Annotated in this window: 1 protein-coding gene; it reads right to left on the reverse strand. The window is 58.2% G+C overall.

Annotated features, from left to right (window positions below; genetic code table 11):
- A partial coding sequence (locus AACQ83_RS23960) for a hemagglutinin repeat-containing protein (protein WP_192881259.1) occupies window positions 1-1,896 on the reverse strand: 1,896 nt, incomplete at both ends.

Raw genomic sequence — 1,896 nt, forward strand, 5'->3', positions numbered from 1 at the left:
GGCCGTCACTGACGGCGGCATGCGTGGTACTGCTGTCATGGCCCTGATTATGGGCCCCCGTCAGCGCATTAACCGCCAGATTATTCAGCACCTGACCGGTGGTTGGTTGGCCGAGGCTGACGCCCGCATTCTGCTGCTCAACGCTAAAGTCCGCTTTATTTTGAATATCTTTAAAACCCAGTGTCCCGGTGTTCAGGGTGTTTTTGGCTTTGTCGGCAGTACTTGCTATCACTGCACCATCCAGTTGGGTGTGGTCGCCGACGTTAACCTGATAACCGCCTTTACCAGCAAACAGCCCGGTCTGCTCCTGTACTGAATCATAGTTGCTGTGCAGTTTGTTGCGGCTGGCATTGAGGCTCGCTGTGCCGTTGGTGAGGGGACCCACAGTGGCACTGACGCCCGCGCTGGTGTTGTGTTGCCGGCTGTCATAGCGCTGGCTGTCTTGTTCACTGCTCAATGACAGATGGCGTTTCACCTCGGCAGTAATTTGCTCACCCTTCACCTGTGCCCCTTTTAACGTCGTATCCCGGCCACTGTTTAGCTCAACGGTCTGTCCCGCCTGTAACGTGGTGTTATTGTGGCTGACGCCGTTGCCGTTTTCACGGCCGTTGCCCCGACTGACATTGGCCGAGACGTTCAGACCGGTGCCTCCGGGTCCAGCGGTCAGGCCCACGCCCAGCGAGCTGCCGTGGCTGCTGTTTTTGCCGGCGGTCTGTTCGGTGTTCTGGCTGGATGAGAGCGCAATATCCCGACTCGCATTGAGTTTCAGGTCTTTGCCCGCCTGTAACTGGCTGCCCTGAATGCGGATATCGCCGTTCGAACCTGATGTCCCTTTATCGTCACCGTGCGCCGTTATCGTGAGGTTATCCCCGGCAGTGAGGTGGCTGCCCTGTTGGGTGGTCTGACGGGACTGCTGTTCTGAACGGGAAGACTGGCGACCGTAGGACAAGCTCACCCCGGCCAGGTTGTTATTGCTGCTGCTGTCACTGCCCTGAGCTTCCGCCAGTCGGGCGGCTTGAGTCGCCTGTACCCCGCTCAGCGCGGCTTTGGTATTTTGCAACGCTTTCAGGCGCAGGTCACTTTCATTGCGGGCGGTTCTGGCTGTTTGCACCGCACTGTTGACGGCCCCGCCGGCAGCGCCACTCAGCGCCACGGTTAAGCCGCTCTGTTTCTGTTCGGTTTTTGTTGTGGTGTGATTGCGGTTTTCCGCACTGGTGACAGTGACCTGTTGACCGGTCAGCGTCAGGTCTTTACCGGCAATCACCTCACTGCCGTGAATACGGAGTTGTTCTCCCGCATTAAGAACCACATTGCCCTGGCTGCTGCCGACCGTGCTGCCTTTGCTAAGCTGGCTGTCGCTGTCGGTGGTGGTTTTCTGGCTGGCTTTGCCAACGGTAAAACCAATCCCGCCCGTGCCCATCAGGCCCGATTTTTTCTCCTGCCGCAAATGGGTTTCACCGTGAGATTCTGCGGCGGTGGCGACGGTAAGCTGATGACCGGCGTTCAGGCTGACATCTTGCGTGCCTGCCACATTGCTGCCGCTGATATGCAGGTCTTTACCGGCCTGTAAAGTCACTTTATCGCCGCTGAATGTGGTACTGAGCGCCTGCCGGTCGTGCACTTCATCGTGGGTTTCCACCGACGACTTCGACAGCCAGCCTTTGCTGGTCTGTTTACTGTGCTCCACTAAGTCGGATGAGGCGGTACCGGTTGTCAGCGTCAGGTTATGCCCGGCCTGCGCCGTCAGGTGTTGACCGGCATTGACGTGAGCGGCGGTGGCGGTCAAATCCTGCCCGGCTTGCAGGGTCACCTCACCGGCACCGGTTATCTGGCTGCCGATATCCTGTTGTTGGGTCAGATGGCGATAGTTATCTTTCCCCCAATTCCCCTGTTCTG

The sequence above is a fragment of the Photorhabdus sp. S10-54 genome (assembly GCF_963878145.1).
In the GTDB taxonomy this organism is placed as follows: domain Bacteria; phylum Pseudomonadota; class Gammaproteobacteria; order Enterobacterales; family Enterobacteriaceae; genus Photorhabdus; species Photorhabdus kayaii.